This window comes from Roseiflexus sp. (assembly GCF_057785375.1).
Window position 1 is genome coordinate 1 of the sequence record NZ_JBYNRX010000086.1, and the last position, 14,817, is coordinate 14,817.

The 14,817-nt window shown below is 61.1% G+C and carries 13 protein-coding genes; 5 read left to right on the top strand and 8 right to left on the bottom strand.

The window, feature by feature from the left end:
- Positions 1-905: 905 nt before the first annotated feature.
- The 4 genes from AC3EA7_RS16080 (at position 906) to AC3EA7_RS16095 (ending at position 5,940) form a co-directional block, all read left to right on the top strand.
- Entirely contained in the window at positions 906-2,798 is a 1,893-nt protein-coding gene (locus AC3EA7_RS16080; RefSeq protein WP_488615088.1) for an efflux RND transporter periplasmic adaptor subunit, read from the top strand.
- On the top strand, positions 2,795-3,499 hold the full coding sequence (locus tag AC3EA7_RS16085) for an ABC transporter ATP-binding protein (protein ID WP_488615089.1): 705 nt from the start codon (positions 2,795-2,797) through the stop codon (positions 3,497-3,499). Before AC3EA7_RS16080 ends, AC3EA7_RS16085 begins: the two co-directional genes overlap by 4 nt.
- Positions 3,486-4,820: an ABC transporter permease gene (locus tag AC3EA7_RS16090; protein ID WP_488615090.1), complete on the top strand. Its 1,335-nt coding sequence runs from the start codon at positions 3,486-3,488 to the stop codon at positions 4,818-4,820. The genes AC3EA7_RS16085 and AC3EA7_RS16090 overlap by 14 nt, the downstream gene beginning before the upstream one ends.
- 79 nt (positions 4,821-4,899) lie before the next feature.
- Positions 4,900-5,940: an endonuclease/exonuclease/phosphatase family protein gene (locus tag AC3EA7_RS16095; protein WP_488615091.1), complete on the top strand. Its 1,041-nt coding sequence runs from the start codon at positions 4,900-4,902 to the stop codon at positions 5,938-5,940.
- Between the two features lie 313 nt (positions 5,941-6,253).
- Here the strand turns inward: AC3EA7_RS16095 and AC3EA7_RS16100 are convergent, their stop codons facing one another.
- Together AC3EA7_RS16100 and AC3EA7_RS16105 are read right to left on the bottom strand one after the other, a co-directional pair.
- Positions 6,254-6,709: an RloB family protein gene (locus AC3EA7_RS16100; RefSeq protein WP_488615092.1), complete on the bottom strand. Its 456-nt coding sequence runs from the start codon at positions 6,707-6,709 to the stop codon at positions 6,254-6,256.
- A gap of 126 nt (positions 6,710-6,835) precedes the next feature.
- A complete protein-coding gene (locus AC3EA7_RS16105; RefSeq protein WP_488615093.1) occupies positions 6,836-8,233 on the bottom strand; it encodes an AAA family ATPase in 1,398 nt (465 codons plus the stop codon).
- A gap of 173 nt (positions 8,234-8,406) precedes the next feature.
- On the opposite strand from AC3EA7_RS16105, the gene AC3EA7_RS16110 reads away from it, so the two are divergent.
- Positions 8,407-8,658, top strand: a complete 252-nt coding sequence (locus AC3EA7_RS16110) for a DUF433 domain-containing protein (RefSeq protein ID WP_488615094.1) — start codon at positions 8,407-8,409, stop codon at positions 8,656-8,658.
- A 257-nt stretch (positions 8,659-8,915) separates the two neighbouring features.
- On the opposite strand, the gene AC3EA7_RS16115 is transcribed toward AC3EA7_RS16110, so the two are convergent.
- The 6 genes from AC3EA7_RS16115 to AC3EA7_RS16140 all read right to left on the bottom strand — a co-directional run bounded on the left by AC3EA7_RS16115 (position 8,916) and on the right by AC3EA7_RS16140 (position 14,802).
- Positions 8,916-9,158, bottom strand: coding sequence for a hypothetical protein (locus AC3EA7_RS16115; protein WP_488615095.1), 243 nt, complete (start codon positions 9,156-9,158; stop codon positions 8,916-8,918).
- Positions 9,139-10,359: a phenylacetate--CoA ligase family protein gene (locus AC3EA7_RS16120; protein WP_488615096.1), complete on the bottom strand. Its 1,221-nt coding sequence runs from the start codon at positions 10,357-10,359 to the stop codon at positions 9,139-9,141. Before AC3EA7_RS16120 ends, AC3EA7_RS16115 begins: the two co-directional genes overlap by 20 nt.
- 11 nt (positions 10,360-10,370) lie before the next feature.
- Entirely contained in the window at positions 10,371-11,171 is an 801-nt protein-coding gene (locus AC3EA7_RS16125; RefSeq protein ID WP_488615097.1) for an ABC transporter ATP-binding protein, read from the bottom strand.
- 403 nt (positions 11,172-11,574) lie between these two features.
- Entirely contained in the window at positions 11,575-12,825 is a 1,251-nt protein-coding gene (locus AC3EA7_RS16130) for an ABC transporter substrate-binding protein (RefSeq protein ID WP_488615098.1), read from the bottom strand.
- Positions 12,826-12,846: 21 nt separating this feature from the next.
- Positions 12,847-13,905, bottom strand: coding sequence for a branched-chain amino acid ABC transporter permease (locus AC3EA7_RS16135; protein WP_488615099.1), 1,059 nt, complete (start codon positions 13,903-13,905; stop codon positions 12,847-12,849).
- A gap of 15 nt (positions 13,906-13,920) precedes the next feature.
- The gene (locus AC3EA7_RS16140) at positions 13,921-14,802 is read right to left on the bottom strand and encodes a branched-chain amino acid ABC transporter permease (protein ID WP_488615100.1); all 882 of its coding nucleotides are present in this window, start codon (positions 14,800-14,802) and stop codon (positions 13,921-13,923) included.
- Between the last annotated feature and the right edge of the window lie 15 nt (positions 14,803-14,817).

A 14,817-nucleotide genomic window follows, 5' to 3' on the forward strand; every position in this document is an offset into this window, starting at 1 on the left:
AGGGAAAGAGGGCGTTTATGTCTGCGAAAAGTGTAATTGCTTACGCCAATATATTAGTTCAGTCGAAATTTGAGAGGTGGAAAAAGAAGGGTTGTAAATCGTACGAGACGAGAGGGAAGCAGGTGGAAGGTAGGGGCGCGCCGCGGGCGCGCCCAGGCGCCCGGCGCCGATGCAACACGCGCCGGTAACCGGTAGGGGTGCGCCGCTGGTGTCCCCTCGCACACGGCGCCGATGCAACGCGCGCAGGTGGCGCTGCGCCTGGGCTGGCGACTGAAGTCGCGCCGGGCAGTCGTTCCGCCGGGCGTCCACCTGCGCGGTTCGACACGCTCACCGCGCGTGGACGCCGCCGTTCCCGTCCGCGCAGGCGGACGGGAGGCCGCAGGCCCGTCAGGGGCGATGTCAATCGCTGGCCGCCGGAGCGTCGTGTCTTGACCCATTATGCCGGCGCCCTTCCGGTGCTTCATCGGTTGCGTGTGGCGAAGAATCCGCCTTGTCCTGATGCAGGATAACCTTCGTTGCGCTCAGAGCTGAAAAAGTCAGAAAACTTCGTTTACTGACCAATCAGTCGCCGGGCAGGTAGGCGGATAGCGGAATATTTAATCAAACTCCATCACGTCCGCGCGGACGCCGTCTGCCAGAACCGCAGTGGTTCCTGTCCAATCATGCCTGCACCCGCTGTGCGCCCTCGAGAACGCTCCGCATAGGAAGGTGCGAAGGTTGCTCTATGTTCTCCGTGTCCTCTGCGCCTCTGTGGTTCAAAAACCAGGTGCGTAGCGGGTGGCGTAGAGGCGACGAACGGGCATCCGCCGCATACTTCGATGATTCATCGATCCTTCGCATTTTCTGAAGAATCATTTGCTACAGTCGTGCCAAAGAAATTGAGATGCTGATAGAAAGGTTCGGATATGCAGGCGACATCATCGGTTCCACAGGCAGCCGGTGTTCGGCGACAGCGCCTGCCGCACCGGTGGATGCTCTGGATCATCCCGCTGCTGCTGGTTCTTGCAGGCGTTGTGTGGTTTGCGTGGCGCGCCGCAACGGTTGCTCCCGTCTCTGTGGCGACCGTCCCGGCGCTGCGGGAAACGTTGACGGAAACGGTCAGTGGCAGCGGCTCGGTGCAACCCGCACGCAAACTCGATCTGGTCTTTGCCACATCGGGTGAGGTGGCTGAGGTGCTGGCGTCAACTGGCGACACGGTGCGCGCCGGTCAGGCGCTGGCGCGGCTGGATACGACGGAATTGGAATTGCAACTGGCGCAGGCGGAGGCGAACCTGAAGTCGGCGGAGGCGCGCCTGGCGTCGGCGCGCGGTGAAGGCGCATCGGCGCTGGAGATTCGTCAGGCGCAGCTGTCGCTGCAAGCCGCCGAGATTCAACTGGCGAAGGTCAGCAAAGGGAATGCAACCGCCGCCGACCTTCGCAGTGCGCAGGCAAACCTCGAGTCGGCGCGCGCACGCCTCGCAGCGTTGACCAATCCCTCCCAGGCGTCGCTAAGCGCCGCTGAAACGAAACTGCGCCAGGCGGAAGCGAACCTCCAGAATACCCGCGATACCAGTTCGACCAGCAAAACCCGCACCGAACTCGACTTGCAAAAGGCGGTGACGGCGCTCACGCAGGCGCAATCGCGCTATGCGACTGCGAAACAGAACTGGGAGTTCGTCCAGGCGACAGGGCAGGATCCAATCACGCCTGAACGCGCCGATGCCAGCGGCAAAAGTATTCCCAACAAACTCAACGATGCGCAACGCCAGCAGTACTATGACACATTTGTACAGGCTGAAGCGGCGCTGCGCAGCGCTGAGGCGTCGGTCGAACAGGCGCAGATCGCCTACGACGCCGCGCGCCAGAAGGAAGTCGTGGATGTGGCACAGGCGGAACAGGCATTGCGCGACGCGCAGACGCAGTACGACGCGCTGCTCAATCCTTCCGGCAGCGATCTTGCCCAGGCGCGGGCGGCGGTTGTCCAGGCGCAGGCGCAACTCGATAAGTTGACCGGCAGCGGTTCGGCGCTCGATGTTGCTGCGGCGCAGATTCAGGTCGAACAGGCAAAACTGGCGCTGGAGAAACTCACGTCCCCCGCATCGGCGACGGAAATCGCTGCTGCGGAAGCGGCGGTCGCTCAGGCGCGCACACAGTACGCAAGCGCAAAACGCGCGTTCGAAGCGGCAACGCTGCGCGCGCCCTTCGACGGGATCGTCGCTGCCGTGAATGTGACAGCAGGCGCGCGGGTCAGCGGCAATGCCGGTATAACCCTGATCGATCCCGCAACGCTGCACATCGAGATGAACCTGAGTGAAACCGACGTTGCGCAGGTGGCGGTCGGGCAACCGGTGACCCTCTTCTTCGACGCGCTGCCCGACATCACGGTGCGCGGCGAGGTCGAGTCGATTTCGCCCGTTGCCAGCACGCAACAGAATGTCGTGACCTACATGGTGCAGGTGCAGTTCGATCCCGGCGCCGTTCCGGTCAAAATCGGCATGTCGGCAACTGGCGACATCCTGGTGGAAGAACACGCGGACGTACTCACAGTTCCGAGCCGCGCCATTCAGACGCAGCGAGGAACTCAGTTCATTCTGGTGCGTTCCGGCGGCGCGGACGAACTGGTGCGCGTCGAGACGGGTCTGAGCAGCAATGGGCGGACGGAAATCGTGCGATGTGTGGACACCGGCGATCTTTGCCTCCAGGAAGGGGATACGGTGGTCGTTCCCGCAACGACCTCCTCCCAACGCACCACGACACAGAACGGCATGATCCCGCTGGATGGCGGACCGCCTCCCGGCGTCGGCGGAGGACGGCCATGAACGCCATGATCAGCGTGCGTCACCTCGCGCGCACCTATCTGATGGGCGAGGTCGAAGTCAAGGCATTGCAGGGTGTGTCGTTCGACATTCAGCGCGGAGAGTTCATCGCCATCATGGGTCCGTCGGGATCGGGCAAATCGACCCTGATGAACCTGATCGGATGTCTCGATACTCCAACCGGCGGTTCCTACCATCTCGACGGTCTGCCGGTCGAGCGGCTCGACGCAGCGCTCCTTGCAGCGGTGCGCAATAAGAAGATCGGATTCGTCTTTCAGCAGTTCCACCTGCTGGCGCGCAACACAGCGCTGGAGAACGTCGCCCTGCCGCTGGCGTATCGCGGCAAAATCCCGCGCGCCGAACAGCTCGAACGCGCTGCAGCCGCGCTCGAACGGGTCGGGCTTGGACACCGCAAGGATCACCGGCCACACGCATTATCGGGCGGGCAGCAGCAGCGCGTCGCCATTGCCCGCGCCCTGGTCACCGAACCGGCGTTGCTGCTCGCCGACGAACCGACCGGCGCGCTCGACACGCGCACCAGTGCTGAATTGATGGACCTGCTGGCCGATCTCAACCGCTTCGGCGTGACGATTATTCTGGTCACCCACGAGCACGACGTGGCGCAGTATGCCCGGCGGGTGCTGGAACTGCGCGACGGGTTGCTGATCCACGACTCTGCGGAGGAACGCCATGATCGAAACTGAACGATTGAGTCCGGCGCCGGTCGATGACACCGCTGAACTGTCCGACGATATCCTTGCCGATCTGCGCTCCTACGGCATCGGCTGGCGCGACACCCTGCGATTCGCGCTTGCCAGTGTGCGCAACTATCCATTGCGCAGCATTCTGACGACGCTTGGCGTCATGATCGGCGTGGCGGCGGTCGTCGCCCTGGTTGCGATTGGGCGCGGCACGCAGGAGTCGATCACCTCGATGATCACCGCCAACGGCGCCAATCTCCTCACAGTGCGCGCCAGCGCCAGCAACCAGGGGGGCATTGGCGGCGCCATCGGGCAGGGGCAGTCGCTGACCATCGACGATGCGCGGGCGCTTGCTGATCCCGCGCGCGTGCCAGACGCCGCGTTCGTGTCGCCGGAGTACTACGGGAATGCGCAGATCGTCGCGGCATCCGGCAACCTGAACGTGCGCGTCATCGGCGCCGAACCTGCATACGCTCCGGTTCACAACACAACAGTTGCCGAAGGCGAATTCATCGGCGATGATGATGCGCGCTCGGTCGCAAGCGTAGCGGTGCTGGGCGCCAACGTTGCCGATACCCTGTTTCCCGATGGCGATGCGGTCGGTCAGCGCGTGCGCCTTGGCGGTCAAAGTTTTCGCGTGATCGGCGTCCTCGAGACGCAGGGCGGCAGCGGGTTTGGTTCGGTCGACGATAGCGTCATCGTCCCGCTCGCCACGGCGCAGCGCCGGTTGTTCGGCGGGCGGGCGATCAGCGGCGGATCGCTGCTGGTCTCAACGATTGTGGTGCAGGCGCGCAACGCCGGCGCAATGGACGCGACCCAGGAAGCGGTTGCGACGGTGCTGCGCGAGGAGCACGGGTTGCCGCTCGACGGCGGCAGCGATGATTTCAGCATCATCAATCAGGCGGATATTCTGGCGACGGTGGCGCAGACGACGCAGATGCTGACCCTGCTTCTGGCGGCGATCGCCGCAATTTCGCTGCTGGTCGGCGGTATCGGCATCATGAACATCATGCTGGTGTCGGTGCGGGAGCGAACGCGCGAGATCGGGCTGCGCAAAGCGCTCGGCGCCCGCGAGCAGGATATTCTGATCCAGTTCCTGATCGAAGCGCTGGCGCTGAGCGGCATTGGCGGGCTGATTGGACTACTGACCGGCGCAGTCATCGCGCTCGCCGTCAGCCAGTTCAGCAGCCTGCAAACCAGTCTGAGCCTCGACTCGGCGCTGCTGGCGCTCGGATTTTCACTGGCTGTCGGTCTCTTCTTCGGCATCGCGCCTGCACGCAGCGCCGCACGTCTCGACCCGGTCGTGGCGTTGCATGACGAGTAAGGCAAGAGGAAACAAAACCGGCGCCGCGAGCGTTCATGGTCATGGCGGCACAAGCCGAGTTCTCGAAAGGAACGCTCGCATGCACCCTGCACCATCCCAGCTGCGCCAGCAACGCCACTGGTTCGTGAGCCTCCTGCTGGCGCCGGTTTTCATCTACTTGCTCTTCATCGCCGTATGGTTGGCGGCGCGGACGGTCTACGAGGATCGCTGGTGGTGGCTTTTCGTGCTCAACGCCGGAACGCCCTACATGCTCCTGCCGCTCCCCTTTATCCTGCTTTTTGCGCTCATCGTCCGTCGTCCGCTTGCCATTGCCTTCAGCATTCTCCTACTCGTGCCCGGAGCGCCGCTGCTGGCGGCGCCCTGGATGCCGTCCATCACGCCCGGCTTTGCCCCGCGAGCATCAGAGTTCAGGGTGATGACGTTCAATATCAACGGCGGCAATGATCGCCCGGATCGCGTCATCGCGGCAATCCGCGAAGCGCGCCCCGACATCGTCGCCCTCCAGGAACTCAACCCCGCTATCGCCGCTGCGCTCGAACGCGATCTCAAGGGTGAATACCCCTACCGGGCGCTCGATCCGCACTGGGGCGTCACCGGCATGGGGGTGATCAGCCGGTTTCCGTTGCAGCGCTCCGCAGTGCAACTGCCAGGAGAGCACTGGATCGGCGCGCCGCAGGTGGTCGAGATTGACACTCCGGTCAGAACGATCACGCTGTTGAATGTCCATGCGATCCCGCCGGTCGGACCGCGCGACTGGATGACGTGGGCCATCGGCGAACGTGAGCGGCAGATGGAAGCCATCGCCGCTTTCGCGCGCGACCACCGCAAACCGCTGGTTGTCGCCGGCGATATGAATGCGACGCCGTTCCACCGGGCATACCGGATTCTCGAAAGCGAGCTGATCGACGTCTGGCAGAAGCACGGCGGCGGGGCGGGGTTCACCTGGCCCGGCGGGGAACGCACGCTCCTAGGGATTCCCATACCATCGTGGCTGGTGCGCATCGACTACATTTTTATCTCCGGCGACCTGACGTGCGTCGGTGCAACCGTCGGTCCGTGGGACGGCGTTTCGGATCATCGCGCAGTGGCGGCAACGCTAGCGTTCGGGCTGAGCAATTGACTTAGAGATCGATCAACCAAAACCTGGACCATCGCATCATTGCAGTCAGTCAGACAAGATGTTCGAGCATTCGTTGTGCCTGGCACAACGGTCAACGCGCAGCGTCGGTCGGGGATGGTATGACCATGCATCGTCATCAGTAGCCCCAGCGGGACGTGCGGTGAGCATGGTCGAACTGCATCCTCAGCGAGGGCTTTAGCCCGCAGCGCCCCGAGCCTGTATAAGGACGTGGAGCGGCTGACGTCAGCCGCAAGACGGTTAGCACGGGCGAGTATTGTGCAACACCCGGTTGATCGCTCTGTTAGAGGCATCTCTACGGTCGTCGATGCCGGTTGAGCTCCTCGACAAGCAGATACACTGTTGTTGAAGGATCGGCGGTTGCCGGATTCCAGGGGTTGTACGATTGATGTAGACGGCGCGCGTTGGCGATGGCTGTCTGCTGCCAACGAAGCAGATGGGTATACATGGCTGTACTGTTCTTTGCATATTGCCCAAGATGGCGTTGCAATCGTGTGCAGTAATCCTGTCGCGGTATGGCGGTATTATGGTAATTGAAATGCAGCAGATACCATAACTCAAATGCCTGGTTGGAAAAGGCGATATTGATATTTTCTTGTTGTGCGCGTTGAAAAGCGGCGGCAATCTGCTGGGGCTGCAAATTGTCACGGTCGAAGACGCACCAGACCTGGTCATATTCATCGTCGCTTCGGCGCCTGATAGCTTCCTCAATGAGCTGTACTCCGCGTTTTGTCGTGTCTCTGACCTCCACAATACACCCCGGAACCCCGAACGCTTGAAAATGTTCGGCTCGGTTTGACTGCCTTCACAGACGATCAGAAACCGCTGCCGCACGTGGCGCACATTGGCAGTGCGTCCGCGTCGTCCGCGGATGCGTTCACTCCTCCGTCTCGGTCTCCCTATAACGTGCTCCAAGCAGGTCACGCACATTGCCGATGAAGGGGATCGCGCCGTAGCGCCCGAGGAGGTAGTCTTTCTCGAATGAGGCGTCGTTGCGCACAATCTTACCGTCGATGCGATACTCCAGGAGCGAGTAGAGATCAGACGCGCCCTGACGTGATTTTTCGACGAACCAGACCTGATCGCGGCGGAAGAGTTTTGCGTTCAGCAGATTGGTATTGTGGGTCGTGAAGATGAGTTGTGCATGGTGCGGATTGGTCGCCGGATCGTTGAACAGGCGGACCAGTTCCACTGCCAGATTGGGGTGGATGCGCGCATCGAACTCATCAATGACCAGCACGCCACCCTCTTTGAGCGCGCGTACAATGGGGTGCAGCAGCACAAAAAGGCGCTGTGTTCCCGCCGATTCGTGTTGTTCAAGATCGAAGGCGACGCTTTCGACCGGATGTCCTTCGCCGTCGAAACGCTGATGGTAGGTATTGATATGAACACGCTCAATCTTCTCGAAGCGTGAACGTTCGTCCAGTAACCTGCGCATCGATTGGGTTACGACGTCAGATACCTCAGAAGGTATGTCGAACGTTCGTTGCACCGGCTGAGACGCCTCATCAGGCATATCAAGCGGAATGTCCTCGGTTATAGGGATGCGCCTCGCCTCCAAACGCTCGATCCCGGTATCGAGCCGCCGTATGAGTTTCTCGATTGTCGAGCGGTAGGGCGAGTCATCGAACCTGGCGAGCGTCCATGCCATATCTTCCCAATCTGTAACGCCGGTGTTGACATCGAGCGAGGCGAACCATTCGGTTATTCGTTGAGCGACAGGACCGTTGAACTGCGCAACGACCGAGAGGAAGAGCACATTGGGTCTGGTGCGAACCTCAAGACGGCGCCCTTCGCGAAACGCGCGCCGATTGACCTCGATCGTCTGTCCGGCGCGTGTGAACAGCGTCGACTCACGTATCGTTCCCAGGCGGTAGAGCCATTCCCTGACGACTTCGCGGCGATCAACTGCGAAACCGTACCGGTGCTGCACGCCATCGATCAGGAAGACCATCTCGAATTCCGACGGCTGGCTGTCGGTCACTGTGCTGAGGCGGAATGGTTCGACATTGATCGGTTGACCGAATCGGGTCAGGAGTGAGGAGTTCAGGACAAACTGGCGCATGAAGTTGATGGCTGCGACGAGATTGCTCTTGCCGCTCGCGTTCGCGCCGTAGATCACAGCGCTTGTGAGCAGGCGCAATTCCGGGTTGACCGCAAAGACGTTCCGCTTGTCAAGATGCGACGGTTGCGACGAGATATCTGCTGCTTCCATGCTGAGGGTCTTGCGATCGCGGAATGAACGATAGTTGCCGACACTGAATTCGATGAGCATGATTTTGTGCGTGAAAAGCACTTCTGTGTGATAATTTCACACAAATTGTATCTTCAGCGAGGAGGTTTGTCAAAGAACACATCTGTTCTTGTGTAAGTTCCGCGTGGCTGAGCGCGGAGCAACTGCTTGAAACCCTGACGCGTGCGGAGAAGGCGCAGGTGCTGGAGGGGATTGTGCGTGATCTGGGAGATGCTTTTCCCGGCATCGAGAGCGCACCTGGCGTGTGCGGCGGAGAACCATGCATCGTTCGGACGCGCATCCCGGTATGGGTGTCGGTTCAGGCGAGGCGTCTGGGCAGTTCAGAGGCGGACGTGCTTCGTGCCTACCCGACTCTTTGTGCTGAAGATCTCGCTCACGCATGGGCATTCTATCGCTTGCATCGGAAAGAAATCGATCAGCAGATCAGGGAGCGCGAAGACGCATAGCTTATGGATGGATCGACGCCCGATCACGCCGGCATTGTTGTCTGTACCTATGATCCCGATTTTGTCGCCCTCGCATATCGCATCCACGACTTCACTGCAAAAAGCGAACCACGAAGGTCACAAAGGGACACAAAGGAAATGCGCTTCATTTTTTACCTTCGTGCGCTTCGGGTCCTTGGTGGTTAAGCCTTTGTGCAGTGGACTCATCCACGAGACAGTGAGCGTGTTGGAGTCCTTGCAAGGACAACTCGTTCGGGTCAACCGTCCGCAGCAGGAGCGCTCTGCTGTCTTCCTTCCGCCTCCCCATCACGCGCTCCAGGCAGGTCACGCACATTGCCGATAAAGGGGATCGCGCCGTAGCGCCCGAGGATGTAGTCTTTCTCGAATGAGGCGTCGTTGCGCACGATCTTGCCGTCGATGCGATACTCCAGGAGCGAATAAAGGTCAGACGCGCCCTGGCGCGATGTTCTGCCCTCACCCTCACTCCCATGTGCGCTCATCGACGAAGGGGCGGGCGCCTGCGGGCAGGGCAGACACAATCTCAACGCGGCAATGGAGTTTGAGCGCGTCGTGCAGCGCCTGTTCGACAGACTGCTTCAGAGCGGTTGTATCGGCGTCAGCCGCCGGAACAACCCGGCAGATCAGGTCGTCGCGGTGGTGTTCGCGGACGACGACCGCCTGATAGGCTGTTACTCCGTGCAGAGGACGGATGGCTTCTTCCACGTGCCGGGGATGAACAAAAAGACCGCGCACCTTGACGCTGTCGCCGCTGCGTCCGAGCCACCCGACCAGGCGCGGCGTCGGAATGACCGTCGGCGCCCCCGGTTCCATCAGCGCCGACAGATCGCCGACGGCGAAGCGCACCAGGATATAATCCTGGCGAAACAGCGTCACCACGACTTCGCCGGTCTGACCTGGGGGCAGCGGCTCACCCGTGTTCAGATCGCAAACCTGGACCAGTGCATCATCCGGGAGATGCCACCCCTGTCGTTCTGGACCGTTGTACCCCAGGTTACCGGTTTCAGCCGTGCCGTAGCCGTCATAGACCAGAATGCCGTACTGTTCTTCAAAGAGCGCCCGCAGCGAGGGCGGAAGCGGCTCAGCCGCGACGAAGGCTTTGTTGAGGGGCCAGGAATGCGGGTCGTGCCCCTGTTCGACGGCTTTCTCAAGCAACGCCTTCAGATAGCTGGGCAGCCCCGCATACGCGGTGACACCAAGATGGGCCATGGCGTCGATCTGCTGCGCCTGACCGCCAATCCCGCCAGGAATGACCGCGCAGCCGATTGCTCGTGCGCCTTCCTCGAACATGACCCCGGCAGGGGTGAGATGGTATCCGAAACAGTTCAGCACAATATCGCCGGGACCAAATCCGGCAGCGCGGAAGGCGGGCGCCCACCGCCATGAGTCCGGCTCGTCCGGCTCCGGGTCGTAGATCGGTCCTGGCGACTGAAAGATCCGCCGCAAGCCGGAAAGCGGAACGGTGAGCATACCGCCTAACCCCGGACCCTGGCGATGTATCTCGACCAGCTGCTCTTTCCGTAAAACGGGCAACCTGGCAAGATCCGCCGTTGCCTGGATATCGTCCGGCGTCAACCCGGCAGCCTCCATCCGTTGCCGGAATGCCGGAGAGCGGTCGTAGCCATAGGCGACGATGTCACGCACCCGCCGATCAAAGCCTGCGTAGAAATCGTTGATATCCATGAAGCAAACCTCTATGAAAGCCAGCGTTTCCGACGCCGGTAGGTCTTGACTTCCCGGTAACTCTTACGACGACCGACTTCGTTGAGGCCCAGGTAGAACTCGCGCACATCGGGGTTGTCTTTCAGGTCGGCGGGCGACCCCTCCAGCACAATGCGACCATTTTCCATAATGTAGGCGTAGTCGGCGACATCGAGCGCGAGGCGCGCATTCTGTTCCACCAGCAGGAGCGTCGTCTGACGTTCTTTGTTAATCTGTCTGATAATCCGAAAGATCTCTTCGACCAGGAGTGGCGCCAGCCCTAACGAGGGTTCATCGAGCAGGATCAACCGGGGATGCGCCATGAGCGCCCGACCGATGGCGAGCATCTGTTGCTCGCCGCCGCTGAGAAAGCCGGCAATCTGTTTCCGCCGTTCTTTCAGGCGTGGGAAGTAGCTATACACCAGATCCAGGTCCTGATCGAAGCCGTGCAGGCTGCGGGTATACGCTCCGGCGCGCAGATTCTCTTCGACGGTCAGATGCTCGAAGACCCGCCGACCTTCCAGCACCTGAAAGATGCCCATCCGCACAATCTCGGCGGCGTCCTTTTTGTGGATCGGTTGACCGAGAAAGCGTATCTCGCCGTCGGTCACCTCGCCATTCTCTGGCTTGAGCAGACCAGAGATCGCCTTGAGCGTCGTGCTCTTGCCGGCGCCATTGGACCCAAGGAGGGCGACAATGCTCCGTTCCGATACGTTGAGTGACAACCCTTTGAGCACGAGCACGACGTCATTGTAGATGACCTCGATATTGTTGAGGGAAAGCATTGGCTGCATGGAAACCCGATCTCCTCAGACAGGTGACGTCGGGTAGGCGAAGGCAATGCCTTCGCCTACCCGACGGCCTTCGCCTACCCGACGGCCTTCGCCTACCCGACGGCCTTCGCCTACCCGACGGCCTTCGCCTACCCGACGGCCTTCGCCTACCCGACGGCCTTCGCCTACCCGACGGCCTTCGCCTACCCGACGGCCTTCGCCTACCCCGACGGCCTTCGCCTACCCGATTGCTTTCGCCCACCCCCGGCCACACGTCGCGTAAGGTTTGCAGATAGCCTCTTGAGCGTCCAGGGCGGGGGGCGCTGTGACGCCCAACGCGCATAGGGGCTTGCCAGAAAACGCTATCCTCGCGAAACACAGGATCGCCCCTGCGCTTGCGTCGCCTCCAGGCGCATCCCCGCAGCTACCGCGCGCTGATAAAGTCGGTGATCGCCACCCACTTGCCGTTCTCGACGCGGAACATGCGCAGCGCCTTGGCGCCTGCATGGTCGGTTGTGCTGAAAACCACCGGCGGAGTCACGCCGCCCGTGTCAATCGGTCCCATCGTCTCGAAGGTGTTCTTGATATTCTCGCCGGTCAACTCTTTCCCATCCTTCAGCGTCCGTTCAATGCCGGCGACCAGGATCGACATAGCGGTCCAGCCCTGCACAAAGGTGCTGTCGGCGCCGCCATAATCGATCCCTTTCTCCTTTGCAAAGTTGAGCGCTACCTGCGCGCCCTCACCCTCCGGGCTGAATGGCACGGCGCCAACCACGCCTTCGGCATCGGCGCCTGCCAGTTTGATCAGCAGTTCGTTGGCGCACCAGTTGAGACACACGAACTGGATATCGAGACCCAGGCTCTTCGCATTCTTAAGCGCCAGTGCCGCCGGGCTGGAGACATTCTGCATGAAGACGTAGTTAGCCCCATAATCGCGGATCTGCGTCAACTGCGGCGTCAGGTCGGTGGCGCCGCGCGGCGAAGGCACTTCCAGCGGCATTTCAACGCCATTCGCCCGGGCGAATGCAGTGCCGTCGGCAAGCGGCGAGCGCCCGAAGGGACTATCGTTGATGAGGTATGCGAATTTGGGCAGACCGCTCTTCCCCTTCGCCTTCCAGTCATCCAGCGCCCATTTCATCGCAATGATCAGTTGGTCTGAGTAGGTCGGCGCGACCAGGAAGTTGTAGGGCGTTTCTGCTGGATTTGCCAGCGCTGCCGAGTAGGATGCCGAAATGAAGGGGATTTTGTCTTCGGTGATCTTGCCCTTGAGCGCTTCAGTGTCACCGGTGCCCCAGCCGGAGAAGACCACCACGCCGTCCTGCGTGACGAACTGCGTGTAGAGTTCCTCCGCGCGCGGCACCTCATAGGCGTAGTCCTGACTGACGAGTTGCAACTGGCGACCGGCCACGCCGCCATTGGCATTCTTCCATTCGATGAAGGCAATCTGTCCTTTGGAGTAAGGGGCTCCGACATCCGCCGTCGCGCCGGTGAGATCGAAAATTGCGCCAATCTTAATCGGCGGACCGCCGGATGGCGTCTCGCCGCCCGTTCCGCCGCCCGTTCCGCCGCCGCCTGCTGGCGGCTGCGTTGGCGGCTGACCTCCGCATGCCGCCAGGAGCGTCGCCAGTGCCAGCACCAGTGCCAGCAGGGTGAACCGTCGTCGTTCGTTGCGCATTCCGTCCTCCTTGTCATGAACCTAATAACTGAACGGCCATAACCGGAAGTAATCTTTGACATTGCGCCACATCTTGACGATCCCTTCGGGTTCAAAGATCAGGAAGAGGATGATCGCCAGCCCAAACGCGCCTTGCTGGATGTAGGGCAGATAGAAGTTGATATTCGGCACGACATCGCTCGTAGCGCGCGCCAGGTTCGAGAGCAGCGCCGGCAACAGCGTCATAAACGCCGCACCGTAGATTGATCCCGAAACGCTGCCCAGCCCGCCAATGATAATCATCGCCAGGTAGAGAATGCTTGTGTCAATCGTGAAACGCTCCCAGGAAATGATGCCGCGGTAGTGCGCCGTCAGCGCGCCGGCCAGCCCGGCAAAGAACGATGAAGTCGCAAACGCCAGGAGTTTGTAGCGAAAGAGATCAACGCCGATGACCTGCGCCGCAATATCCTGGTCGCGGATCGCCACGAATGCGCGGCCGGTTCGGCTGCGGAAGAGATTGCTGACAAAGATGACGGTGAGAATCAGACATCCGACTGTAATCCAGTAGAAGACAAAATCATTGTTCCCCAGATCGGCGAGGGATATGCCGAAGAGATTATTTGCTGCGCGCGGCAGCGTGAGCGACTCGCCGATGCCGAGCAACTTGCCGTGGGTCAGCAGCCAGATGATGATCTCCTGCGCCGCCAGCGTGGCAATCGCCAGATACAGACCCTTGAGGCGCACCGATGGCAGCCCGAAGAAGGCGCCCACCAGCGCCGTAACGCAACTGGCGACCGGGACGGTGATCCACATCGGCATATCGAGGCGCACCGCGAGCAGACCGGCGGTGTAGGCGCCGACCGCCAGAAAACCGCCGTGACCGATACTGATCTGACCGGTGTACCCCACCAGGATGTTGAGACCAATCGCCCCGATGGCGGCAAGCGCGATGGTATTAGCCAGGTTCAACCAGTAGCGATCGGCGAACCATGGAAATGCCAGGACGACAACCAGCACCAGCGCAATCCGCAACCGCTGGACCCAGTACGGTCGCAATGCCATATCGCCGGCATACGACGTATGAAACGTTCCGCTTTGCATAAAGATGTCCCATTGCTACACGCGCTCGATAATCCGCTGACCGTAGAGACCGTATGGGCGTATCAGGAGGATGAGGAGCAGAATAATGAAGGGGACGACCTCGCCCATGCCGAGTTCAGGCGGCAGGTACCCGCCTGCAAACGATTGCAGCAACCCGATGATCAGCCCGCCGACAATCGCGCCGGGGACGCTATCGAGACCGCCGAGGATCACCACCGGGAAGACAAGCAGGCCGACACGCGCGATCTGCCCGGAGACGCCGCCGAAGATGCTCATCAAAAGAATGCCGCCGACCGAGGCGGTCACGGCGGCAATTGCCCAGGCGACTGCCCACACTTTTTTGACGCTGATGCCCATGCTCAGCGCCGCCTGCTGATCATCCGCCACGGCGCGCATCGCAATGCCTTCGCGGCTGTAGCGAAAGAAGAGGGTCAGCAGCGCGAAGAGGATCAGCGCCAGCGCAATCGCCCACAGGCGATCCGCTCCAACGCTGGCGCCGAACAGCGTAATCGTATCGCGGGGAAGGAACTGCGGCGCCGTCCGTGGCGTCACCCCCCATACCCCGCCGATAATGGCGCGCAGCAACGACGAAAGCCCAATAGTGACCATAATGACCGAGATGACCGGCTCGCCGATGAGCGGGCGCAGCACGAGTTGCTCGATCAGCACGCCGACGAGCGCTGCCAGCAGCACGGCGACAATGACGCCGACAGGCCACCACAGTCCGATCATCTCTACCGTAGTATACGTCAGATAGGCGCCGATCAACAGCAATTCACCCTGAGCAAAGTTGATCACGTCGCTGCTTTTGTAGATCAGCACAAAGCCAAGCGCAACCAGCGCAAAAATGGCGCCATTGGCGATTCCGCTCAGGGTCAGTTGCACGATTTTTTCCACACACTTGCTCCACAA